20 protein-coding genes and 4 pseudogenes are annotated in these 22,401 nt (G+C 46.8%); 9 read left to right on the top strand and 15 right to left on the bottom strand.

The features are described from left to right. Positions 1 to 37: 37 nt before the first annotated feature. Positions 38 to 979 (top strand): helix-turn-helix domain-containing protein, encoded by a 942-nt coding sequence (locus H8S80_RS04775; RefSeq protein WP_117630377.1) that lies wholly within the window; start codon positions 38 to 40, stop codon positions 977 to 979. Positions 980 to 1,087: 108 nt separating this feature from the next. Here the strand turns inward: H8S80_RS04775 and H8S80_RS04770 are convergent, their stop codons facing one another. Then, positions 1,088 to 2,368, bottom strand: coding sequence for an O-acetylhomoserine aminocarboxypropyltransferase/cysteine synthase family protein (locus H8S80_RS04770; protein ID WP_025531013.1), 1,281 nt, complete (start codon positions 2,366 to 2,368; stop codon positions 1,088 to 1,090). A 282-nt stretch (positions 2,369 to 2,650) separates the two neighbouring features. Here H8S80_RS04770 and H8S80_RS04765 point away from each other — a divergent pair, with 282 nt between their 5' ends. Beyond that, positions 2,651 to 3,754 (top strand): DUF362 domain-containing protein, encoded by a 1,104-nt coding sequence (locus H8S80_RS04765; protein WP_002600058.1) that lies wholly within the window; start codon positions 2,651 to 2,653, stop codon positions 3,752 to 3,754. Positions 3,755 to 3,916: 162 nt separating this feature from the next. Here H8S80_RS04765 and H8S80_RS04760 read toward each other — a convergent pair whose 3' ends face one another. Beyond that, positions 3,917 to 4,456, bottom strand: coding sequence for a methyltransferase domain-containing protein (locus tag H8S80_RS04760; RefSeq protein ID WP_243007811.1), 540 nt, complete (start codon positions 4,454 to 4,456; stop codon positions 3,917 to 3,919). Positions 4,457 to 4,847: 391 nt separating this feature from the next. On the opposite strand from H8S80_RS04760, the pseudogene H8S80_RS04755 reads away from it, so the two are divergent. The 6 genes and pseudogenes from H8S80_RS04755 to H8S80_RS04730 all read left to right on the top strand — a co-directional run. Then, a pseudogene (locus H8S80_RS04755) lies at positions 4,848 to 5,066 on the top strand (helix-turn-helix domain-containing protein); the annotation flags it as partial. Further along, positions 5,062 to 5,361, top strand: a pseudogene (locus H8S80_RS04750) (VirB4-like conjugal transfer ATPase, CD1110 family); the annotation flags it as partial. The pseudogenes H8S80_RS04755 and H8S80_RS04750, both read left to right, overlap by 5 nt. A gap of 60 nt (positions 5,362 to 5,421) precedes the next feature. Then, complete coding sequence (locus tag H8S80_RS34740; protein ID WP_117630376.1) at positions 5,422 to 6,177, top strand: PD-(D/E)XK nuclease domain-containing protein; 756 nt, start codon at positions 5,422 to 5,424, stop codon at positions 6,175 to 6,177. 27 nt (positions 6,178 to 6,204) lie between these two features. Next, positions 6,205 to 6,408: a transposon-transfer assisting family protein gene (locus tag H8S80_RS33995; protein ID WP_117630375.1), complete on the top strand. Its 204-nt coding sequence runs from the start codon at positions 6,205 to 6,207 to the stop codon at positions 6,406 to 6,408. After that, positions 6,396 to 6,713 carry a cysteine-rich VLP domain-containing protein gene (locus H8S80_RS04735; RefSeq protein WP_117630374.1) on the top strand — a complete coding sequence of 106 codons (318 nt, stop codon included), beginning with the start codon at positions 6,396 to 6,398 and terminating at the stop codon, positions 6,711 to 6,713. Before H8S80_RS33995 ends, H8S80_RS04735 begins: the two co-directional genes overlap by 13 nt. A 269-nt stretch (positions 6,714 to 6,982) precedes the next feature. Then, positions 6,983 to 7,801: a hypothetical protein gene (locus tag H8S80_RS04730; protein ID WP_117630373.1), complete on the top strand. Its 819-nt coding sequence runs from the start codon at positions 6,983 to 6,985 to the stop codon at positions 7,799 to 7,801. Positions 7,802 to 7,843: 42 nt separating this feature from the next. On the opposite strand, the gene H8S80_RS04725 is transcribed toward H8S80_RS04730, so the two are convergent. The 4 genes and pseudogenes from H8S80_RS04725 to H8S80_RS04710 form a co-directional block, all read right to left on the bottom strand. Continuing rightward, the gene (locus tag H8S80_RS04725) at positions 7,844 to 9,196 is read right to left on the bottom strand and encodes a relaxase/mobilization nuclease domain-containing protein (protein ID WP_117630372.1); all 1,353 of its coding nucleotides are present in this window, start codon (positions 9,194 to 9,196) and stop codon (positions 7,844 to 7,846) included. Continuing rightward, positions 9,157 to 9,486: a plasmid mobilization protein gene (locus H8S80_RS04720; RefSeq protein WP_117630371.1), complete on the bottom strand. Its 330-nt coding sequence runs from the start codon at positions 9,484 to 9,486 to the stop codon at positions 9,157 to 9,159. Before H8S80_RS04720 ends, H8S80_RS04725 begins: the two co-directional genes overlap by 40 nt. 294 nt (positions 9,487 to 9,780) lie before the next feature. After that, positions 9,781 to 11,085 carry a group II intron reverse transcriptase/maturase gene (ltrA, locus tag H8S80_RS04715; protein WP_117630370.1) on the bottom strand — a complete coding sequence of 435 codons (1,305 nt, stop codon included), beginning with the start codon at positions 11,083 to 11,085 and terminating at the stop codon, positions 9,781 to 9,783. Positions 11,086 to 11,609: 524 nt separating this feature from the next. Beyond that, a pseudogene (locus tag H8S80_RS04710) lies at positions 11,610 to 11,969 on the bottom strand (helix-turn-helix domain-containing protein). 206 nt (positions 11,970 to 12,175) lie between these two features. Here H8S80_RS04710 and H8S80_RS04705 point away from each other — a divergent pair. Continuing rightward, a pseudogene (locus tag H8S80_RS04705) lies at positions 12,176 to 12,676 on the top strand (site-specific integrase); the annotation flags it as partial. Between the two features lie 121 nt (positions 12,677 to 12,797). On the opposite strand, the gene H8S80_RS04700 reads toward H8S80_RS04705, so the two are convergent. The 9 genes from H8S80_RS04700 to H8S80_RS04660 form a co-directional block, all read right to left on the bottom strand. Continuing rightward, the gene (locus H8S80_RS04700; protein ID WP_320959257.1) at positions 12,798 to 13,079 is read right to left on the bottom strand and encodes an rRNA adenine N-6-methyltransferase family protein; all 282 of its coding nucleotides are present in this window, start codon (positions 13,077 to 13,079) and stop codon (positions 12,798 to 12,800) included. A 139-nt stretch (positions 13,080 to 13,218) separates the two neighbouring features. Beyond that, complete coding sequence (locus H8S80_RS04695; RefSeq protein ID WP_002600060.1) at positions 13,219 to 13,707, bottom strand: YbhB/YbcL family Raf kinase inhibitor-like protein; 489 nt, start codon at positions 13,705 to 13,707, stop codon at positions 13,219 to 13,221. Then, positions 13,704 to 15,647 carry an LTA synthase family protein gene (locus tag H8S80_RS04690; protein ID WP_029466129.1) on the bottom strand — a complete coding sequence of 648 codons (1,944 nt, stop codon included), beginning with the start codon at positions 15,645 to 15,647 and terminating at the stop codon, positions 13,704 to 13,706. Before H8S80_RS04690 ends, H8S80_RS04695 begins: the two co-directional genes overlap by 4 nt. A 205-nt stretch (positions 15,648 to 15,852) precedes the next feature. Then, positions 15,853 to 16,332 carry a zinc ribbon domain-containing protein gene (locus H8S80_RS04685; RefSeq protein ID WP_002600062.1) on the bottom strand — a complete coding sequence of 160 codons (480 nt, stop codon included), beginning with the start codon at positions 16,330 to 16,332 and terminating at the stop codon, positions 15,853 to 15,855. A gap of 58 nt (positions 16,333 to 16,390) precedes the next feature. Continuing rightward, positions 16,391 to 18,583 carry a DUF6449 domain-containing protein gene (locus tag H8S80_RS04680; protein ID WP_002600063.1) on the bottom strand — a complete coding sequence of 731 codons (2,193 nt, stop codon included), beginning with the start codon at positions 18,581 to 18,583 and terminating at the stop codon, positions 16,391 to 16,393. Then, positions 18,558 to 19,457: an ABC transporter ATP-binding protein gene (locus H8S80_RS04675; RefSeq protein ID WP_029466127.1), complete on the bottom strand. Its 900-nt coding sequence runs from the start codon at positions 19,455 to 19,457 to the stop codon at positions 18,558 to 18,560. Before H8S80_RS04675 ends, H8S80_RS04680 begins: the two co-directional genes overlap by 26 nt. Continuing rightward, the gene (locus H8S80_RS04670) at positions 19,423 to 19,848 is read right to left on the bottom strand and encodes a GntR family transcriptional regulator (RefSeq protein WP_025531012.1); all 426 of its coding nucleotides are present in this window, start codon (positions 19,846 to 19,848) and stop codon (positions 19,423 to 19,425) included. The genes H8S80_RS04675 and H8S80_RS04670 overlap by 35 nt, the downstream gene beginning before the upstream one ends. Before the next feature lie 106 nt (positions 19,849 to 19,954). Continuing rightward, positions 19,955 to 20,854: a DUF4397 domain-containing protein gene (locus tag H8S80_RS04665; protein WP_002600066.1), complete on the bottom strand. Its 900-nt coding sequence runs from the start codon at positions 20,852 to 20,854 to the stop codon at positions 19,955 to 19,957. Between the two features lie 101 nt (positions 20,855 to 20,955). Continuing rightward, complete coding sequence (locus H8S80_RS04660; RefSeq protein WP_117630369.1) at positions 20,956 to 22,341, bottom strand: MATE family efflux transporter; 1,386 nt, start codon at positions 22,339 to 22,341, stop codon at positions 20,956 to 20,958. Positions 22,342 to 22,401 lie beyond the last annotated feature (60 nt).

Genomic DNA, 22,401 nt, shown 5'->3' with positions numbered 1-22,401 from the left:
GTAATATAAAAATTCTTTGCATGAAGGAGCGAAAACTATGCAAAATCGATCACCGTCATCGACCGATCTTCAATATCGCCATTATAATCTTCCATTGGACTTCCCTTCCTTTGCTTTCCTGGGAGACCGGTGGATTCTTCCCGATCATGCCGATTCCATGCATTTTCACAACTGCATGGAGATCGGATACTGTTTAAGCGGTCATGGCACATTCTACGTCGAGCAGAAGGCTCTTGCATTTTCTGAAGGTGATATCTGCATCATTCCAGAAAATACAATTCATATTTCCTGCAGTGACAGCCGCGTGGTCAGCCACTGGGAGTATATCCTTTTCGATCCCAAGCTTATGTTTCCTACCGGAGATTTTCACTTAATCGCAAAAGACAGCCGCCTTCTCTTTGACGATCCGCAGTTCTCCAATTTATTTTCGAAACAGGAGCATCCCGCTCTGATTTTCTTTGTATGCAGGATGTTCGAGGAATTCTATCACCATGAAACTGGGTACCGGGACGCCTTAAGAGGCCTTTTCATGGCCTTTATTACAGAGTATCTCCGCATCTGTCCCGATCGGAAAATCAGCGGCGAGGCCAGGCAGAATCTGCGTATCTATCCAGCTATTCTGCACATCCGAAGCTTCTACAGCCAGAAAATAACCGTGCCCGGTCTGGCGGCACTCTGCGGACTGAGCGAGCCTCATTTTCGCAGGATCTTTGAGGAAATCATCCATTTGCCGCCGCTCGACTATATCCATCATCTGAGGATCCGGCAGGCGTGCTACTTTCTGGTACATACAAATACACCCGTCAGTGAGATATCCAAAATGGTGGGATTTTCCACACTCTCCAGCTTTAACCGCCAGTTTCAGATGGTAACGGGCACTTCACCGCGGAAATGGAAGGCAAAAAACAGGGACAGCATGGAATCCCACCGGATAACGTCACTTGATTCCGGAGAAGATATGGGCTTTTTTGCAAGATAACAAGAGCTCCCGGCGCACAAAAAGAACCCGGCAGGCATAAAAATCATGCCTGCCGGGTTCCTCTGTACCGACCAGATACCTTATTCTTTTCGTTTCTGCCGCCTGTCTCTATTCCAGTGCCTGGCGGATATCTTCAATAATATCATCCACGTTCTCGATCCCAACGCTGAAGCGGATCATAGAAGGATCCACGCCCGCTTCCACCAGCTGCTCATCGGTCAGCTGTCTGTGGGTATGGCTTGCCGGATGAAGCACGGAAGTACGCGCATCCGCAACATGAGTCACGATGGCGGCCAGCTTCAGGCGGTCCATAAATGTAACGGCCGCGTCGCGTCCCCCCTTCAGTCCAAAGGAAATTACGCCGCAGGTTCCGTCCGGCATGTACTTCTGAGCCAGTTCATAGTACTTGTCTCCCTTTAATCCCGGATAGTTCACCCACTCCACATCATCGCGGGATTTTAAGTATTCCGCCACGCGCAGCGCGTTCTCACAGTGGCGCGGCACACGTAAATGCAGCGTCTCCAAGCCAAGATTTAAAAGGAATGCGTTCATCGGTGACTGGATAGAGCCAAGATCACGCATAAGCTGAGCCGTCGCTTTCATAATATAGGCCATCTTTCCGAATTTCTGTGTATAAACGATGCCGTGATAAGATTCATCCGGAGTGGTCAGTCCGGGGAACTTCTCCGCATTCGCTTCCCAGTCAAAATTGCCGCTGTCCACGATGCAGCCGCCCACGCAGGTTGCATGGCCGTCCATGTACTTTGTGGTAGAATGGGTCACGATATCGGCGCCCCACTCAAACGGACGGCAGTTGATCGGAGTTGCAAACGTATTGTCAATAATCAGCGGCACGCCGTGTCTGTGTGCTGCCCTCGCAAACTTTTCAATATCCAGAACCACCAGGGCCGGATTGGCGATAGTCTCACCAAATACCGCCTTCGTATTCGGCTTAAATGCCTTCTCCAGCTCTTCCTCTGTCGCATCCGGATCCACCAGAGTCGAATCAATTCCCAGTTTCTTAAGTGTCACGGTAAAGAGATTGGTCGTTCCGCCATAGATTGCCGCAGAACTGATCACGTGATCTCCTTCCCCGCAGATATTTAAAATAGAGAAAAATGACGCTGCCTGTCCTGAGGATGTCAGCATCGCGGCCACGCCGCCCTCCAGTTCACATATTTTCGATGCCACCGCGTCGTTCGTCGGATTGGCTAAGCGGGTATAGAAATATCCCTCGTCCTCCAGATCGAACAGTCTGCCCATCTTATCGCTGTCATCATATTTAAATGTAGTACTCTGATAGATCGGAAGTACTCTGGGTTCTCCGCTCTTCGGCTGCCATCCGCCCTGAATACAAACTGTCTCTCTGGAACGCTTATTCTGGCTCATGATTCTTCCTCCTGTGTTGTTAAGTCATATTTTCTCCCTAGTTTATCACAAAATTTTCCATAATTCAATATCCAGACCGGGGGAGTTGCGGAAACGTAACAAATGCTTATGCCCGAAACCGGAACCGGAAAGGTCCAGGAAACGAAAGCGCCGGGCCGGGCAGCAGCTGGAAGCGAAGGCTGAACTGTTACGCGGAAACAATGAAAACGTCTTGAACTCCTCCCTCATTTACAGTATAATATCTAGATGGAAAATTTTATCAATCACGCACAGGAGGTGCACATGGATAAATCAAAGGTTTACTATACAAATTTTCACACCACATTTTCAGAAAATCTGCCGCAGAAGCTAAAGAGGCTTATTAAAACTGCCGGCATGGAGCAGATTGATTTTCAGAACAAATACGCGGCAATCAAGATTCATTTTGGAGAACTGGGCAACTTATCTTTTCTCCGTCCCAACTACGCAAAGGTCGTCGCAGACCTGGTTCGTGAAAACGGCGGAAAACCGTTTCTGACCGACTGCAACACACTGTACGTCGGAAGCCGCAAGAATGCCCTGGATCACCTTGACACCGCTTACGAGAACGGTTTTTCCCCCTTCTCTACCGGCTGCCACGTTCTGATCGCCGACGGTTTAAAGGGCACCGATGAGGCTCTGGTCCCCATCGATGGTGACTACATAAAGGAAGCAAAGATCGGACGCGCCGTCATGGATGCCGATATCTTCATTTCCCTGACCCATTTCAAGGGCCATGAGAGCACCGGTTTCGGGGGCACCTTAAAGAACATCGGCATGGGCTGCGGTTCCCGCGCCGGCAAGATGGAGATGCATAACGCCGGGAAGCCCCACGTCGCGCAGGATACCTGTGTCGGCTGTCACGCCTGCGAGAAAATCTGTGCGCACGGAGCCATCTCCTTCCAGGAGAAAAAGGCCTCTATCGATCACAATCGCTGTGTCGGCTGCGGACGCTGTGTCGGAGTCTGTCCGGTAGATGCCGTGGAGACAGACTGTGATGAGTCCAACGACATCTTAAACTGCAAGATCGCGGAATACACGTATGCAGTCGTGAAGGACCGCCCCTGCTTCCATATCAGCCTCGTTACAGACGTCTCACCAAACTGTGACTGCCACTCCGAGAACGATATCCCGATTATTCCCAATGTCGGCATGTTCGCCTCCTTCGATCCGGTGGCCCTCGATATGGCCTGTGTGGACGCCGTCAACAGCCAGCCGGTTATTGCAGGAAGCATTCTGGAAAAGCACGGCAGCGGGCACCACGACCACTTTACAGACGTTCACCCGGATACCAACTGGAAAACCGCAGTAGAACACGGCGTAAAAATCGGTCTTGGAAATAAGGAATACGAATTGATTAAAATATAAATACGGATCGCAATAAAAAGAATGCCTGAAGCAGACAGGATCAACGTATGATCCCTGGGTTTGCTTCAGGCATTCTTTCCATGAAACGTTGAAAGTATGTTTTCGAGGGCAGTGGTACAGGGGATTGGGGAGGGGACCTCCAACAAGTGCCATAATAGGAAATTAAGGTTTTTTTGTTAAATACAATGTTATCGTATCACAAAAATTTATTTTGTCATGATGTTTTAATATAGCCGCTCTTATACCATTGTAGAAATTAGTTCTGTATGGTTCTTGCAAAACAATATGGTCACAGTGTGTGCCAAGATATTCAATATAGCTTTCAGCATTGTAGGTGCGTTCGCTTTGAAACTTATATTCTTGAAAATCTACAAAACCATAATTAAGTGCATTGCGATAAATAAGTCTTTGTGTGTATTGTGTTTCTGGCTTAAAATATGTAGAATACACTTCTTGTAATTCAGTATAGAGTGTTTCGTTTGGCGTCTTGTAATCTCCGTGTAACGTCATCATAGCAAGATAGCCACCGCTTTTTAGCAGTTCAAAACTTTTAGAAAAAGCAATTGGTTCTGGTATCCATTGTATTGTTGCCGCTGAATAAACTAAGTCAAACTTTTTATCTCCATAATCATAAAGTCCAAAATCACCGTTTACAATATGAAAATTATTATAGTCTTTAAACTTGTTTCTTTTAAAATTCAATGATTATCTCGGAAAACCCTTGATTTATGGGCGTTTTCAAAGGATTGTAGACTGAAATTACTACCAATTTACTACTTACGGAGTTAGCTTTGATATGCCGCCAAAATCCTTTTGAAGATAACCCCATACCACCGTCAGAAATGACGTGGCACATCAGCAATGAAATAGAAAAGTATAATACACCACCAGACAGGCGGCGTTTCTTACTTCCACATGGAAGAACTGGAACGCCGCTTTTTTTATGCCCTCATGTCACGCAGTAGGGGCAAAGAAAGCCTTGTATCATGGGGCTTTACGGGTGCGGTTTTGACCGGGCAAGGGAAATATACCGAAACCCTCAAAAACGCCGTCCTATTGCGTGACAAATCCACAGCAAAAGAGTGATGGAGCTATGGCAGTTTTCCGCATGGAACGAAACAAGAGCTATACCGTCATGAGCAACCACCACCTACGCAACAAGGAACTGACCTTAAAGGCAAAGGGCTTGTTGTCGCAAATGCTGTCCTTGCCGGAGGATTGGGATTACATCCTTGCTGGGCTATCCCTTATCAATCGGGAAAAAATAGACGCTATCCGGGAAGCGATACGGGAGCTTGAACGCGCCGGGTATACCGACAGCAAGCACGCAGAACGTCAAAGACTTATTGAGCAACCGCGAGGTGGAGAACATCTTTGAAAACTCTGACTTTGTGCTTATGCTCAATCAAGCAGCCGGCGACCGGGCTATCCTTGCGAAGCAGCTTTCCATATCGCCGCAGCAGATGAAATATGTTACCCACACCGAAGCAGGCGAGGGGCTTATCTTCTACGGAAATGTGGTGCTGCCCTTTGTAGACCGTATCCCGAAAGACACCGAGCTATACAAGGTTATGACGACGAAGCCGAAGGAAGTGACAAATTCATAGAAAGTGCTATATTTTGGTGAAAGGAGATGGTACAATAATAAAAAATAAGGAGGTGTCATTGTGGCAAAAAATACATTAGATGAAACTAAGGAATTGAAAATTTTACTTGCACAAATAAAAGGCTTTAACGACACTGTTCAAGGTATACTACACGACACAAATACGCCAGAGATAGGAAGATATTCTTGTTTTGGAGATATGGCTCATACATATAATGACCTTGCCGAATGTACTAAAAAGTTACTAAAGGTACCTTCTCTTATTTATACATTTGAGATAGAAAAAATACCCAGCTGGGGAGATTCAGTGTGGCCAGTGCAGAAGAAAATTCTCGAACAAGTTTTGGTGAGTGGAAAAATGCTCTATTCAAGTTTAGAGGCAAATATGGATTTTGCTGACGATGAATTTGATAATCTTGAGAATTTCATACATTCCCGTTTACGCACAGTAATATTTGGAAAACCGCAAAAAGAGATAGAAGTTCAAAATGCTATTGAGTCTTTATTGCTAGGACGCGGTTTAAACAAAGGAACTGATTATGACAGGGAAACAGGAAAGTTTGAGTTTTCTGGAAAAGAGTACATACCAGATTTCATCATTCCCAAATTGCGTTTGTGCATTGAAGTAAAACTTTTGCGAGAAGGTAGAAAATCAAAAATTATTGAAGAAATAAGTGCTGATATTACAGCTTATGGCAAACAGTATGAACGACAATTATTTGTCGTATATGATTTGGGGTTCATTCAAAACGAAGAGGAATTTAGACGAGATATCGAAAATGCAGGAAATGTTAAAGTAATTATAATAAAGCATTAAATAGTTGATTTATTTAGCCCGCCCAATGTGGCGGGTTTTCTTATATCCAAAAGGAGGTGCTTTTATAGCAGCCAACAGGAGCTTGTCGGCAACATCAACGCCGCGCTGCCGTTCATGGAGCCGGATTTGCGGGAACTTGCCGCCCGCACCCTTTCCAAAATCGACGCGCTGACCGAATCGGAGTACGCGGAGCGTGCCGTTTACGCCGCTGACGAGGTATGGCCGGGATAAGGCGGCTTGCACCGCCCCAGAGCCGCAGGGTGAACGCCCTTGTGCGCCGGGAGTGCTGCAACTATGATTGCGGCAACTGTATTCTTCTGGACGACGGGGACGAGTGCGTTTGCCCGCAGACCATTTCCTTTTCCCTGCTCTACAAGTGGTTCCGCGCTGCTGTCCTGCCCCTTGACAAAGAACTGTATGCAGATCTCTACGCCCCGGAGGACAGGCGGTATTGTGAAGTGTGCGGCGCGTCCTTTGCTTCAAGCTCAAACAGCGTCAAATACTGCCCGGACTGCCGAAAGCGAATACAGCCGTAGACAAGCCGCAGAATGCAAGCGGAAACAGCGGCTATTGTCACGCAGTAGGGGCGATAAAGCCCTTATGTAATGGGGTTTTCTGGGCATGAAAATCAAGCGGCAAGGGATTGATACCTTTCCCCTCAAAATAGGCGTTCTATCGCGTGACAGGACGAAGAAAACAGCCCCACAACAAAACCGGGAGCGGTGGCCAGTGATTGGCTACCGCGCCCGGTTCTTTTAAATTTTTGAATAATATGGTATAATCAATTTCAAGGAGGAGGAAAGTTATGTTTAATCCTAAAGTTGAATGTATTTCAACTGAACAAAAGTATAATATTCAATTTTTAATACCATTTATTATTTGTGTTTGTATTATGTTGTTTGAAAAAATATATTTGATGTTTAACAATGTTCCAGAATTATTTGATGGTGCTGATATTATATATCATTCTATTGCTAATATTCTTTCCGTTATCACACAATTAGCAGCTTCTGTTGCTGCTGCAATTATTTTTTACTATTGTGCGGAATTTTTTAACAAGAAAAAAGATATGGAAAAATATAGCGTTATTCGTAGAACTTTGCTAATTCAAATGTATTTTTTTATGGAAATATTTGAACATTTCAATGATTTTGAAGTTATAAAGTGTGCCAACAACAATAAACGTATGCACGATTTCTATGACGTAGAACCTTTTTACTATATTCTCAGAAAAACAGAGGACTATTCTTTTCGTCAATCATTGATAAATGAGATAAAAGAGTACATTCAAAAAAATATGAGTGATTTTCATGGTGTAATACGAACACTTCGTTCAACTGTTAATGAGTTAAGCGACAGTGTTTTGTCATATAGATATTTTCGCAATAGTTCTAATAAAGTTGATGACATTAAAAATATCTTTGAAGAATTAGATAACACTTTTATTATATTTAAAGATGAAATAGGTAGTGGGCAGATAGACGAGGAAGAAGTATTAAACCAAATAGCGGAATATTTTATCGATTTTGTGTGCGAGTTTGTTGACTTTGAAGTCGTTTTAGGGACATTTGTAGCAGCACTTAATAAAAAGAAAATGTTTACATTTATGCGTTTGTTAGACTAAATTAGAGCATAGCAATTTTTAAAAGTTGCTATGCTCTGATTTTTATTCCCGCTCTGCCTGCCGTTCTTTTTCTGGCTCTCTGTTCTGTCTCAAAATACCGTCAATGTTACTCTTGATAACGGCGTATTCTCCGACTTGCTTTTTTAGCTTGCCATAATCAGTATATAGGGCTTCTCGCTGCTCTTGGAGCTTTTCATATTCGGCTTGCAGGGCGGCGACGTTGGGGAGCTTGCCGGATATGCCCGCCGCTTTTAATGCCTTTGCTGCCGCTTCATGCATAATGATATTTCCCTCATGGGCGGCGCGGTATTGCTTTTTGTTCTTTGCTTTGCGGTATGCGTCATAGGCGGGCTTTGTCTTTTGGTATGTCGTGATGTTCTTAATCAGCAACGCCATATCAGCAAGCCGCTTTTCCATGCTCTTTAGCACGTCGGCGGTCTGTTCGCTTGCCGCCGTGACTTCCTCAATCCTACTGACTAAATCCGCATACTGTTCAATCTGATGTTCCGTAAGGAAGTTGAGCGTCTTTGCCGCCTGTTTCAGATTGTGGATTTTCGCCCATTGCTCATAACCACGGCTTTCTTGCGCCTTAATACTGTTTTCAATATCTATCAGCAGGGACACACCCTTTTTCTCTGCCCGTGTAGCTTTGGCGGCGCGTATGCGCTTGCCGCTTATCCGTTCGGTGATGGCTTCCTCTGTATAGTCCGCGCCGAGGGTTTTCAAACGGGTAAAGCGTTCCTGTCCGGGAGCGCGGCAGGATATGTATTTACCCCGTTTGATTTCATAGCCCACCGCTTCCAACCGTCGCAATAATTCCTCAAAGTCTGCCACTTGGGGAATGAGCGCGTCAACGGCAATCTTTAACTTTCCTTTCCAACTCGTCCCCGTCTTTTCCGCTTGGTATTCTGCATAGCTTTTTCCCTTGCTGCCTTTACCCGGAACCACTACGGACAAGCCATGTTCACGGCACAGCCTGTCACTCATGTTCCGTATGCCGTAATATGTCCGTCTGTTGGAAACGTACTTGTGGTGATCTACGAAGTTAGCAGCACAAAATATGATGTGATTATGGATATGCCCCTTGTCTATGTGTGTCGTCAAAACATATTCATGCTGTCCTTTGGTTACAGCGTCGGCAAGCTGCCGTCCGATTTCATGGGCGGTCTGGTAATCGACTTCCCCCGGCTCAAAGGACTGTATGAGGTGATGGGCTAAGTTGCTTCCCTTATCCAACGCTTGCGATAAGGTATATTCAAACTCAATGTCTGCCGTTTCATAAGAGCAGCCGAACGAGGACACAAGCATTTTACCGTCCGTCTTTTCCGGGTTTTGGATATAGTCAAGGGCTTTGCTTAGAGTGCTTTTAATAGGCTTAATCTTTGTAACCGCCATATCTCATTCAGCACCCTCTTAATCTCGTCTATGTCCTCTTGGTATACGCTGCCCGTGGCGTTCGCCCGTCGCGCTATCTGGTTGACGTTGACCCCGATTTTCTGTATCTCTGCCGTCATAGCTTTAATGTCGCTATGGTCTATCTGAATGATATACCCGTCAATCAGCATTTTCCGGGCGTATGCCGCAAAGTTTTTCGTGGGTATCAGCTTCATTTTCTGCTCTATCAATTCCCGTTCCTGTTCGTTGACCGGGACACGCAGGATAAGCGGTCTTGTCCTGTTTGCCATTGTATCGCTCCTTTCCGTTTTCAGAGGGTTTGGGACACTTCCCAACAAGCATTTTGCCGACAAGCCGCAGGCGGGCAAAATACGGAAGTGTGGCTACACTTCCTATGCTTGCTATGAAACTTTCTTCTCATTACCTACAACACCGGGAACCTTTGATTTGACGGACTTTTGCAAAAGAAAAACGCCGCAATTTGCGACGTTCCCAATAGCTGCAAATAGAGTAGAGAAATAACAGCGAGTGTTATTTCCCTCTCATTGAACCGTACGTACGGGTCTCGTATACGGCTCTACAACCTATATTCCAACATTTCTTAGATAATAGTTTAAAGGATTGAGCAGTCCTGCTCCGTCCTTTATTCTTGTTTCCAGTACTTCCGGACTGATTATATAATTAACAACATTCATTCCGCTTCGTCTATACCAACCGAGCCTTGAGTTTGCTACCTTATATATGGCTTCATGGTCAAATCCACACTTGTATTTATGGTTTAAACAGCACAGATTTTTGTATATTCTCTTAGACACTTTCCATTGTTTTAGAACTATCACCCTCGTCTTGTGCCTTAGCCATGCTCCAAACTCTTCCATAAATTGTTTCATCATTCCGATTCTGAAATAATTAATCCACCCTCTCGCTATTTCATTCACTCGTTTAATTGTTTCAGCCAGCGGTCGTGCAATAGCTTTATTTCTTTTAAGGTATTCACTTAGCTTCTGTTTCAGTTTCTTTTTCTTTTCTGTTGTGGGTTTTACTTTCCATTCCCCTCCATGTTTGAGAAAAGTGAAGCCAAGATACTTACTGCTTGTTGGTCTGACTACTTTCGTTTTTGTAACATTAACCTTTAGGAACAGCTTTCTTTCTATCCATTCTGTTATGGATTTCATTACTCTGTTGGCTGCTTTTTCACTTTTAGTGAATACCATTGTGTCATCTGCGTACCTCGTAAACCGAAGTCCCCTTTGTTCCAGTTCCTTATCTAATTTATCAAGATATACGTTTGACAGCACTACAGACAGGGGACCACCTTGTGGCACTCCGCTTATTGTTGCTTTTTCCAGCCCTTTTTCCATTGCTCCTGCTTTCAGATATTTCCGAATCAGGTGCAATGTGGTACTGTCATTCACTTGCTCTCTAAGAATTTGAATTAATTTGTCATGATTTACTTTATCAAAGAATTGCTCTATATCTATGTCTATCACCCATTCATATCCCTCGTTCAGATACTCCAGTGCTTGTTTTATGGCATCATGACAACTTCTTCCAGGTCTGAAACCATAGCTAAACTCACTGAATATTTCTTCATAAATTTCTATAATTGGCTGAGCAATCGCTTGTTGTATTACTCTATCTAAAACCGTTGGAATCCCCAATGGCCTCATTTTTCCATTATCTTTCGGAATATAAACTCTTCGTACTGGTTTGGGCATATAGGTTCGGTTTCTGATTGATTGAACAATTTCGTCTTTGTTTCCTTTGATGTATGCACCAAGTTCCCCGACTTTCATTCCGTCAACTCCACCTGCCCCTTTATTCGCTGCTACTTTCTTATAAGCTCTGTTTAGATTTCCCTTTGATGTAATCACATCTATTAATTCCATTGTTGTTACTCCTCTTATTATCACAAAATTTATGCACATCACCCCTCTCGATCCAGACAGTATTCCTCGGTTACGTTCCTACTTTTCCAGTCCATCTGATTTCTGGCTAATGCATAATTCTCTTAATAACGATTCGTACTATAAATCGTTTCAGTCCTTCGGCTTTTACCCCTACTATGACTTCATCTGACTCCCTCCCCAAACCTTTTTCGACCATATCTTACGATATGTGGGTAGGATCTCCCAAGGTAAGACACTAATCTTTCATTCCACAACCTCTTGATTTACAACTTCGGTTTACGTTTACCATTTGGGCTTCGGCTTGGTTTGCAGCCTTCCCCACCTAATCGCCTTATCAAGTTTCTGTTCGTAGGCTCAAGAACTTTGCTACACCACTTCCTCCATCTATATCATTACTGATACCGACTTGTGATTCGCTACACTTGGCGGTAAAAACCCGTGGCTGGACTTTCACCAGCAAGATTAGTGCCATGCTTGGCACACAAACAAAAAAACGGAGGATTTTATTCCCCCGTTTCTTTGCTGTTCGCTTCCTGTATTCCCTTTGCTGTTGCCGTCATAATCATTAAATCCCGGCTGCTCATATCGGCAAGCAGACTGTCGAGCTGCCGCCGTTGCGTAGAGTTGTCCGTTTCCACGTTCGGGAAAAAGAACTGGTCTACCGACACATCTAAAAAGGTGACAAGCTCATAAAAGATTTATAGGCTTGGGTGCTGTCCGCTGTTCTCAATGGACGCGATATAGCGCGGCGCAATGTTCAGCCTGTCCGCTAACTGGTTGCGTGAGATACCCTTTGCCTTTCTTGCTTCTTTTATGGCTTGCCCGAAAGCCTTAAAATCAAATTTTTCTTTTGCTTTCTTCATAATATTTCACCCTATTACATTTTACCGTTCACCTATGCGCTTTGGATATGATTACACATAGCATAGTATTGACAGTAATAGAGCATATTATTTAAGTGGCTGTAATTTGCCAATAAAAAACCAATCAAGCAGTTTTGTACCACTTGACTGGCTTTTGTTCCTATTGATATTTTTGATGTGCGCCTATAAGAACCGTATCAACAGCATTACATAAAAATGATATTGACTTTGAGAACAGGCTAATCAACATAGACCACCAACTTTTAAAAGTATCGGGAATTGGTTATCACATTGAAACGCCGAAAACAAAAAGCGGTATCAGGCAGCTTCGCATGAGTACAAAGGTATATGAAGCGTTCGAGCGAGTGCTGAAAAACAGAGGACGGGCAAAGCCTATCATTATCGACGGTTACGGTAAATTCCTTTTCCTTAACCGTAACGGCTTGCCAAAAGTGGCGGCAACCTATGAAAGTATGTTCCGGGGGCTTGTGAAGAAATACAACAAGTGCCATGAGGAAGCATTACCGAACGTGACAACGCCGCACACCTTACGTCATACGTTCTGTACCAATTTAGCAAACGCCGGAATGAACCCGAAAGCATTACAGTATATCATGGGACATTCCAACATCAACATGACGTTAAACTATTATGCTCATGCCACTTCTGACAGTGCATTAGCGGAAATGGAACGGCTGATTGCATAAGTAGTAAATAGAGGTTTTACTACTCTTTCTACTACCTTTGAACGCTGAAACATGAGGGGATATGAGAAGATTTAAGAATATCTTCCGATACGAAAAACGCCGGGAAGCCTGTAAATACAGGCTATACCGGCATATAAGAACTTATAAAGAGATAGTCAAAAATTATAGTTTGATTTATCATAAACCTATAAAGTTTTTCACCAAGTTCTATTGCCAAATAATCACAATTTGTTTTAAGAATTGGTTCGGTCGCTTGCCCTGTTCCTGGGCCAATTTCAAGAACAGATTTAGAAGAATCAATCGCTGCTTGGTTGATTATACAGTCAAATGCCTCTTTACAGTATTGAGGTCTCCATTTGTCAAACTTTTCTGGAATTGTGTCAAACACTTTCCTAAACTCCATTTCGCATACCTCCTATTTTTATTATATCATTCCATTTAAAAATACGGTAGATGGTTTTGCAATCATCTACCGCATTCTATTTTCGAATGTTTTGTAATAAACTGCTTCTAACACTATCTGGAGAATGAATTCTCCCAGTCTACATCCCCCGCTTATACCGCCCGCACAGCTCCCCTTTTTGCAGCACATGCCCTTCCATCGCCTTCAGAAGCTCCTTTTTCCCCGCAGTTCCATCCAGCGGAAGCAGGCAGTCAAGAGCATAAAACCGAAAAACATATCTGTGTGTATTCCTCACAAAAACAGGCTGCTTCGGTCCCCGGTATCTGTTTTTTCCATACCCGCGCCCCTGCACGGCATTTCCCAGTTCTTTTACAACCGCTCCACAGGGGATATTTTCCGGAATCACGGCCATTGCCGGAAGGTTCCAGATCAGCCAGTGATTATAAGCCGGGATAAACGGGATATCCAGATCATCCATAATCACGGCAACCGAAACCGCATTCTCACAGAGATTCTTTAACTCAAACCCCGGTGATATATCTCTGCCAAAGCCGGTATACTCCCTGGGTATATTTCCGTTATTCTCAAATGCCCGGCACACTGCCTTCAATTCCCTGTCGTCGCTCATGATCCTTTCCCCTTTTCTCTGACTCCCTCTCCCAGCGGAATCTTGTCCCTTCCGATCTGCCACACCGTAATATCGGCATCCGTGACCTTTTTCTCCGGAATATTCCTGGCAATGATCAGTTCCGGCCACACAAATGTGGTCTCCACCGCCTTTCCGTCCAGGCAGATTTTGGAATATGGTGTAAAATTCTCACCATACACCAGAATATTAGAATCGTTATACACAATATCATCAATGGTGATGGGATCGATTCCCATCTGTAAATCCGTGGTCTGGTAGGGATTTTCCCCGCCGTAGACCTCCCTGTCTCCGTACAGGATATCGTATTCCAGCGCCTTCATATCGGCCAGATACGTCTCCTCATCCTCCATGCCGCCATCCAGATAGTTCTGATGGAACCGCATCATGGTTCCCTCATGAATCCCCAGCATATCCAGCACGTGGGCGGCCAGCTGATACGCCTCCACATCCACCTTCTTCTTCGGAAGATTCATATTGTTCCAGACCACATACTCCGTCTGGTACAGGGATTTGTTGATCATCTCATCCTCCGTCCATTCAAAGCTGGGAAGGTGGTCTCCATACATCACAAGTACGATGGGCTCCTCCCTCGTGCGAAGGGTATTGACAAGCGAACGGATGAAATCATCCATCTCACCGATCTGTTCACAGTAATACTTAAAATCCGGATACTTTCCATGGCCCTGTACCGATATGGTATAGATAAAATCAGGCCCCTCTGTGGAATCCAGCGTCCCTATAATCTCCTTCACCAGGATCTTGTCCTTGCACCATCCGGCCGGATTTCTCTCAATATTGTTCATATATTCAATGGGCGTAAACGTATCGAACCCGATCTGCGCGAATACATTGTTCCTGTCATAGAAGGTCGCCTCGTTGTTGTGGATGGCGTGGGCCGAGTAGCCCAGATTCTTTAAATCAAAGGCCACACTCTCGCAGGAGGTCTTTTTCAGCACGGTTTTATAAGGATACTCGCCCGGTCCGAAGAAATCCAGATTCATGCCCGTGATGGCTTCAAATTCCGTATTGGCCGTCCCCGCGCCCACGGAAGGCACATTCAAATATCCATGGGGATAATTTTTCTGCAGCTGGTGGAAAAATGGGATGGGATCATAGTTTTCCGTCCCACCGGATTCCGGATTGCCCGTCACCGGATTCTTCTTCCACAGGAGCGGGTCGAAAAAGGACTCCAGCTGGATCATAATGACATTCGGCTTCGTACTGGCCGAGACCGCATATGTATTTTCCGGAACCAGCTCCTCCGCCTTAATCACCTCGATCGTCTCCGTACCATAGTCCTCCGGCTTGGAGATTCCCGTGTTGAACATGGAATTGGCAAAGCAGTAGGGGAACCCGTACGCTAAAAATGCCGCTCCGATATTGCCGAAACGCACCGCCACCAGCCCGGTGTTCATGGCAGCTGTCGTCAGTCCCAGGACCACCGCCGCGCTGATCCCCACAACCGCCGTGCCCTTGACGTAATTGACCTTTTCCCGGCTCACCGGCGCAATCCGCCACACAAACACGCAGAAGACCGCCACCACCACCAGAGCCGCTGCTATCATAACCAGCTGCATCCAGGTGAAATACGTGGTCGCAATATTGGCCGCGTACTTAATCAGCCTGAAATCCGCCGCCGTAAACGGAGTCGTCCGGAAAATCAGGAGTATCCCATTCACGACTCCCATTCCCAGCCAGACAATCGACAGCACGATTGCCCCAAACACCCTGCGCCTCGTAAGAAACAGCACCGTAAACGGCAGGGCGATAATACATGTATTCAAAAGGAAGACCAGCGGACTTTCCAACACGTAGGCCAAAAGCACTGCAAGCGACTTCCTGCTGATAAACTCGATCAAAAAATTTAAAACAGCTGCCAGAATCACAATCTTCCCCAGCCGTTTCCCATATGCCTTCATGGCGGATCTCCTTTGTACCTCATCGTACTTCATTTCTTTGGAATCGGATTTAGTCTACCACACTTTACTTGAAATTTACATACCTCTTTGCAAAATTTAGGAAAAATGTAAAAAACGGGCAGCGGACCGTGATCCTAACAAAAAACAGAGTGCCATACGGTCTCCCGCACAGCACTCCTGATACCTTCACTCTTTTTGATTATGTTTAATACTCTTCCGTCGGAACAAATGCGTCCTCTTCCGCCGCAGGAACGCCGGCTGGGCGCTCTGCTTCTTCCTCAGAAGCCGCCTGTTCTTCCGCAGCAGCATCCACATCTTCGCTTTCCGCCGCTTCTTCCTTAATCGAAGCACCGCATTTGCCGCAGTATAAGGAATCCTTCGGAACCTTTGCGCCGCAGACTGCACAGATCCGGCTGCCTTCGCTCTGGGTCAGTTCAATCTCCAGGGCTGCGATCCGTTCCCTGCATGCCTTGACAGCATCGTATACCTTGGCATAGGCCTCTTCCGGCTCACGGTTGGATTCGTAATAGATCCGTCCGATGGCGGCATAGGCTTCCTCCAGCTTCGTCTTCTCCGTGCTGATCTGCGTCTTTAACTGTATCGTCTCCGTAAGTGCCTTTGCCTTCGTGGCCACTTCTTTGCCGGTATCCGTAAGGGTCTTTCCCAATTCTTCCAAAAATGCCATACGTAGTTCCTCCTTTGACTTGTCACTCTTACCATTTTATCGTCATTGGAGGAAAAAGTCAATCAGAGACTGTTTCCACTTCTCTGTTAAAACGCTCCGACTCCTTCTTTAAGAATTCCGGCATATCTGCTTTGCGGATGCTGTAATCGTGGCTGATCTGCCCGCTGCTGCCCTTCACCACCGCTTCAAAGGTGATCCGGTCATCCCATTCACTGAACGGGTTCATATTCGAGTAATCCTCCAGCCTGGCCGTCTCCATCAGAGCCGCCACTTCTTCTTTGTCCGTAACCGTAAGCTGAGAAGTAATATCCTTATCGTAATATCTCGAGTCATCTTTCTTCGTCAGCTGATAGAGATCAATATCGGCTCTTATCACCTCGCCCGCATCGGTTACAGTAGTCAGCCTGATGCCGCAGTCCTCCAGCAGTCCAATGGTCTTCTGAAAGGACGGGTATACCGGGTAGTAGCCCCTGTCCATCACATTGTTGTATCTCCAGGAATAACCGTTCTTTTCCTTTGATTTTTCCGCCTGCACCTGTATGTCAGTCATAAACTGAATCTGGGCGATCGGATTCTGCTGCTCCATCACGTCTGAAGTCAGGCCTGTCATCTCCTCCTGATAGGTGCGGAGTATCAGGTCGACGTAATCCGCCCCCTCTTTACTGCTGCCCCGGGTCACCTCTCTGGTCCAGCTGTTCTGTGCTACCTTGATCTTTCCGGTATTCTCCGGAGTCTGTTCCAGCACCGGATAAGCCGCCATGCGGTAATCCTGGCTGTCATAGATCTTCCTGATGAGATCGTATTCCTCTTCACCATATACAGCATAGGAACGGTACACTTCTCTGCCATTCTTCAGTTTAAACTTCGCAGAGAAGCTGACGTAATGATCTCCATCCTCAGAATCCCACTGATACTGACGCTCCTTCTCTTTTTCCACCTGGCTGACCGCCTCTGAGACGAGAGCCAGCGCCGTGTCCATATCGGAGAGCTGCATACGGGAGAAGATGTATGTGTCGGAAGACTCGTAATCCCAGTAATACTCATCTTCATCGTCCATTTTCGCACTTCCGTAGTCCACCCAGTATTCCATATTCGTCAGGGAGACTGCCACGGATTCCAGATCCGACTGCTTCGGAATGTACTTGTCGTAGCCAAATAAGTCAAAGCGGAACCCACAGAATATCAGTGCCGCGGCAAGTGCACACACCGCCATGGAAATCCTGCTGGAGAACAGCTTCCGGAAATCAAAGTGGTAAATGATTTCGATTATACAGTGCGACAGCAGCAGGCCGCAGATCAGTCCAAACACCGCCCATCCGATACTGTCATGCAGATACCAGAAGAACAGTCCACCACAGAGTGCGGAGAGGATTACAATCGGAATGCGGATAATTGGCTGGCTTACCTTAAACGCCATAGCCTTTCCGGCTGCCTCCGAACCTCTCACACGGTAAAGCAGAACCGCTGCCGCCGTTACCGCCGCGATGACGAGAATCACCGCGCAGATCCTTAATACAAGGCTTCCGCTCTTCGCCCCATCCATAAATGCCGAATAGTTGCTGATATACAGCGTCAGCGCAGAGCATTTATCGAGCAGCTTGTATGTGATACTGCTTCCGCCGTTATAGCTGGTCTTAAAAAATTCCTGATACAGCGCATCCAGAAGCAGGAGGAGCGCCGGAAAATACAGATGGAACACGCCGGTTCCCAGGATTCCCACCAGGATATTGCCGGTCATCACCATGGCCAGCACGGTCACGGAATACAGCATGATAAAGTGAAGCAGGAGGAAGCCAAACGCCCCCAAAGCCTCCGGAACGATATCCCCGGGGACGATTCCGTTCACCAGGGCAACCAGTAAGCCCAGCAGTAAATTGACCGCATATGTAGAAAACAGGATCAGCACTCCGTCCAGATAATTCACAAAAAACAGCTTTTCACGCTTTACCGGAAGCGAGTGGTAGAAATCCACTTTTTTTCTGGAATGCAGCCAGGAAAAACTGGTCACGCCCAGAATCAGTGACAGCAGCACGATAATCACTGCTATGAATCCATTTTGAAAGCCGAGAATCGACCGGGCGCCATACATCAGGCCGTAGTACGTTTCCTCCATGTTTCTGCTGCCGCTGAGACTCAAAGCCGTAGCCACAGGCAGCGCAAAGAAGAAGGTTAAGAAGGTGAGAGCCACCGCCCAGAGGCGCCGCTTCAAGTCCTCTTTCATCAGATTAAAGAATAAGTTTTTTGATGTCATATCCTGCCACCTCCGTCTCACTGATAAATATCTCTTCCAGGGACAATGGAATAATCTCATAAAATACCGGACGATAGGACTCCATCAAAGATTCCGCCTCTTCCCGGCTTCCCCTCACGGTGATGGTTATAAGCTTTCCTCGCCGCTCCGTCTTAAGCCGGTCGAATGCCACCAGATCATCCGCGTCCATTCCCTCTCTCAATACGCACTGAATCTTATGAATATTGAGTTTCATATCATCCAAATCCTTGGACAGCAGGATTCCTCCCTTGTGAAGGAGTCCCACATGGTCACAGATATCCTCCAGCTCCCGCAGATTATGGGAAGCAATAATAGGAGTCAGATTCCGCTCCGATATGTCGCCTGCAAATATGCTCTTCACCGCCTGCCTCATCACAGGATCCAGGCCGTCAAACGTCTCGTCACAGAACAGATAATCCGTATTCGCACAGATTCCGCAGATCACGGACAGCTGCTTCTTCATACCCTTGGAAAATGTATTGACCTTTCTCCTGCCGTTTAATTCGAAACCAGACAGCAGCTTGTGAAATCTGGTCTTATCAAACTTCGGATAGACACGGCTGTAGAACTCCATCATCTCCAGCGGAGTCGCATTGCTGAAAAAATACTGTTCATCCGATATGTAGAAGAACCGCTGCTTGACGTCCTCCCTCTCGAATACATTCTTTCCATCGATCGTGACGCTTCCCTCATCGGGTTTTAAAACGCCGCTCATCATCCTTAAAAATGTGCTCTTCCCCGCCCCGTTCGTCCCGATTAAACCGAACACGGAGGCGTCCTTAATCTCTGCATTAATATGATCCACGGCAATCATATCATCAAACCGTTTCGTCAGATTCTCCGCTTTTATCACGCTGCTCTTCCTCCCTTACCATAGATTTTTGTCCCTTCCAGTCCTCGGTGACCCAGCAGTGAACCTTATCCTCCGTCACCCCTGCGTTCCTCGCCTCACCGAGCCAGCCGCCCAGCTCTTTCCGCAGCTCACTCACCTTTAAAGCCCTGATGGAACTCGTATCCGATACGAAGCTTCCCCGCCCCTTTACGGAGTAAATAAAGCCGCGTCGTTCCAGTTCCGCGTAAGCCCGCTGTATCGTGTTGGGATTAATGGACAAATCCGTGGCCAGACTCCTGACCGACGGAAGCTGGCTGTCCTGTTCCAGAACACCGCATATCATCAGGTCCTGCAGCTTTTCCACGACCTGCTCGTAAATCGGTCTGCGGTCTTTGTAATCCAGCAGAATCATATGGCACCTCCTATACTGTATTAATACATCTAATACACCCAGTATACACGAACACCCCCGGTTTGTCAACCGGAGGTGCTAAAAAAACAGTAACAGGAGTCATCCATTAATTTCGTCTGTCTTCCACAATCAGAATCCTGATTGCATCCTGAGAATTGTTCCAGTTAAACACATAGAGTGTATAGGAGACATTTCCCCTGATATAGATATTGGAGGTCAGAAGCGGGCTTCCCGCAAACGCCGAGCTGTTGGAGACGGAAACCGTATAGTATCCGGCCGGCAGATATCGGAAGCTGGTCACTTCGCGGTAATTCACGTTGCGGAAGGTAACCGCGCCGCCGTTCAGCGTGACGTTGACGCTGCGGTTCGTATTAGATAAGTTGCATACGCGGAAGCATCCTGTATTCGCTCCGCCGTTGCAGTTCATATCCGTGATCTCCATTAAGTCCAGACCGGTATTCGTATTGATGATGGCTACGGTGATTGCGCCGTTTAACGGTACGTTGATCTGCTTCTGGATGTAGACGTAGCCGTTCTGTCCCGATACGGTGACGGTCTGCATACCGGCGGATACGCGGCCGTACTGGCTGACCTCCGCGTTGTCCAGACCGTTTACCACCATCTGGTTGTTGATGTAAATTATGAATGGATTATATCCGGCGGCGGCATTTAAGAACCGTACGACGCCGTACTGAGTGGTATTGCAGAAGTAACAGGGAATGATCGGTCTCGGGAAAACGGTGATGATCGAACCCCAGATCCCATTGTTCGGTCTCTCGGGAAACGTTGGAATCGGTCCGCCCTCTCCGGGGTTTGGCAGCGGAATCACCGGAGTCTGGCTCTCGTCAAAATCAGGAATCGGCCCGCCTTCGCCTGGATTCGGCAGCGGAGCTACCGGGAAATTACTCTCGTCTTCTCCATCCGGCACCGGTCCGCCCTCGCCTGGGTTCGGCAGCGGAATCACGGGTGTATCTGCATCATTCTGCATATAAGATAAAGTGTCCATATTGCCCCTCTTTTATGTTTATTATACTTTAAGTTTATTCCACCTTATCTTCCCAGTGCCTGTACCGGAGCAAATTTATCTTAAATTTTACAAAATATTTTTTAAGAGGCCGTAACCGCGTCCTCATTCTGATTATTTCTGCCCAAAAGCCTGCGCAGACGCCCCATCACATGGCGGTAGGCCGGAAGCAGAAACAGATCCGCCGCCACCCAGGCGATGGGATTGGCAAAGCATACAGCTGCGTATCCAAAGACCGGAACGAGACAGAATCCGACAAAGGACCGCGCCGCCATCTCACAGACTCCCGCGATGATGGCAAATTTCGAATACCCCAGCCCCTGAATCATGAATCTCACGATGTTGACGAGGGCCAATGGGAAATAGAACAGGCTGTTGGCAACCAGGAACTGCTTCGTATTCGCTAAAATCTCCACTTCCCCCGCATCCACGAACAGCAGGGCCACCACATCGCTGAAGAGATAGAGCCCGGCCAGCGCAATCACCGAATAGACAGCCCCGATGATAATACAGGACTTGATCCCCTTGTCGATACGGTCCAGCTTTCTGGCTCCGATATTCTGGCCTCCGTAGGTAGCCATGGTAGCCCCCATGGCGTCAAAGGGGCAGCAGAAAAACATACTGATCTTTCCTCCTGCCGTGACAGATGCGACCGCCACTGACCCCAGGGAATTGACCGCGGTCTGTAAGATAACGCTTCCGATGGCCGTAATGGAATACTGAAGTCCCATGGGAATTCCCATGCCGCACAGCGTCATCATGGCATTCTTATCCGGCTTCCACTCGTCCCCCTGCATCTTTAAAATCGCAAACTTCTTTCTCATGTAGAGCAGACAGAGAACGCCGGAGACGCCCTGGGAGATCACCGTCGCCCATGCGGCTCCCGCCACGCCCATATGGAGGACGAGAATCGTAAAGAAATCCAGGAAAATATTCATAATCGAGGACACCAGCAGGAAGAAAAGCGGCGTGGTGCTGTCCCCCAGAGACCGGATAATTCCGGACAGAATATTATAAAGGTATGTAGCCGGTATTCCCAAAAATATAATAAAAATGTAGGAGTACGCCCCGTCGATAATGTCCGCCGGCGTATTCATCCAGATAAGGATATTCCGGCACAGCACACAGACCACGGCCGTCATCACGACCGCAAAGATCAGAGCCAGCCAGCCTCCGTTGGCGACAAACCGCCGGAGCGCGACCTCATTCTTCTCTCCGAACTTCTGTGCCACCGGAATCGCAAAGCCGCTGCACACACCGACACAGAACCCGATAATCATAAAATTGATCGAGCCGGTGGATCCCACCGCGGCCAGCGCATTCACGCCCAGATACTTACCAACGATAATGGTATCAACCATATTATACAGCTGCTGAAACAGCAGACCGAACAGCATGGGAATCAAAAAGCTCAATATAAGCTTCATCGGCGAGCCGGTTGTCATATCCTTTGTCTGCTTCTTTGCCATCGTTTTCTGTCCTCACTTGTTTATTCAGATTTTCTGTTCAACGCACCACAAAAGTATGAT

The organism is Hungatella sp. L36, assembly GCF_014288035.1.
Note: the sequence above shows the minus strand (reverse complement) of the source record. Positions and strands in the feature narration are given on the sequence as shown.

Coding starts and splice junctions, on each gene's coding strand:
- H8S80_RS04775 (WP_117630377.1), top strand. CDS start 38: ATGCAAAATCGATCACCGTCATCGACCGATCTTCAATATCGCCATTAT.
- H8S80_RS04770 (WP_025531013.1), bottom strand. CDS start 2,368: ATGAGCCAGAATAAGCGTTCCAGAGAGACAGTTTGTATTCAGGGCGGA.
- H8S80_RS04765 (WP_002600058.1), top strand. CDS start 2,651: ATGGATAAATCAAAGGTTTACTATACAAATTTTCACACCACATTTTCA.
- H8S80_RS04735 (WP_117630374.1), top strand. CDS start 6,396: ATGGCCGGGATAAGGCGGCTTGCACCGCCCCAGAGCCGCAGGGTGAAC.
- H8S80_RS04730 (WP_117630373.1), top strand. CDS start 6,983: ATGTTTAATCCTAAAGTTGAATGTATTTCAACTGAACAAAAGTATAAT.
- H8S80_RS04725 (WP_117630372.1), bottom strand. CDS start 9,196: ATGGCGGTTACAAAGATTAAGCCTATTAAAAGCACTCTAAGCAAAGCC.
- H8S80_RS04720 (WP_117630371.1), bottom strand. CDS start 9,486: ATGGCAAACAGGACAAGACCGCTTATCCTGCGTGTCCCGGTCAACGAA.
- ltrA (WP_117630370.1), bottom strand. CDS start 11,085: ATGGAATTAATAGATGTGATTACATCAAAGGGAAATCTAAACAGAGCT.
- H8S80_RS04700 (WP_320959257.1), bottom strand. CDS start 13,079: ATGGAGTTTAGGAAAGTGTTTGACACAATTCCAGAAAAGTTTGACAAA.
- H8S80_RS04695 (WP_002600060.1), bottom strand. CDS start 13,707: ATGAGCGACGACAGGGAATTGAAGGCAGTGTGCCGGGCATTTGAGAAT.
- H8S80_RS04690 (WP_029466129.1), bottom strand. CDS start 15,647: ATGAAGGCATATGGGAAACGGCTGGGGAAGATTGTGATTCTGGCAGCT.
- H8S80_RS04685 (WP_002600062.1), bottom strand. CDS start 16,332: ATGGCATTTTTGGAAGAATTGGGAAAGACCCTTACGGATACCGGCAAA.
- H8S80_RS04680 (WP_002600063.1), bottom strand. CDS start 18,583: ATGACATCAAAAAACTTATTCTTTAATCTGATGAAAGAGGACTTGAAG.
- H8S80_RS04670 (WP_025531012.1), bottom strand. CDS start 19,848: ATGATTCTGCTGGATTACAAAGACCGCAGACCGATTTACGAGCAGGTC.
- H8S80_RS04665 (WP_002600066.1), bottom strand. CDS start 20,854: ATGGACACTTTATCTTATATGCAGAATGATGCAGATACACCCGTGATT.
- H8S80_RS04660 (WP_117630369.1), bottom strand. CDS start 22,341: ATGGCAAAGAAGCAGACAAAGGATATGACAACCGGCTCGCCGATGAAG.